Origin of the sequence: Parvimonas sp. M20, from assembly GCF_035282425.1 — a bacterium.
Lineage (GTDB): Bacteria > Bacillota > Clostridia > Tissierellales > Peptoniphilaceae > Parvimonas.
The window spans coordinates 1-259 of record NZ_JAYKBQ010000216.1 but is presented as its reverse complement, the minus strand read 5'-3'; the positions used below and the strand labels follow the sequence as shown (position 1 = coordinate 259).

Here is a 259-nt window from a genome sequence, read left to right as displayed (position 1 = left end):
TTAGGTTATTTCGTTTTATCATATACTATTTTTACCAGAATTCTTTTTAAATTAAAATTTCACGATGAAATTATTTGTTATTTTAAAGAAAATAAGTTATACACTTCTAATCATTTATTTCCTATTGATACAGATAATATAGAAGGTGTAAAAATTATATCTACTTCTAAATATAGAAGCAATCGAGCTTATAAGGTTTCTATTAAAATAAAAGATAGATTTTTCAGATTTACTTTTGGTATTGGACATATTTCAAGAG

Annotated in this window: 1 pseudogene; it reads left to right on the top strand. The window is 21.6% G+C overall.

Going from position 1 to position 259, the window contains the following annotated elements:
• Positions 1 to 259 (top strand): annotated as a pseudogene (locus tag VJI93_RS09015) (hypothetical protein); the annotation flags it as partial.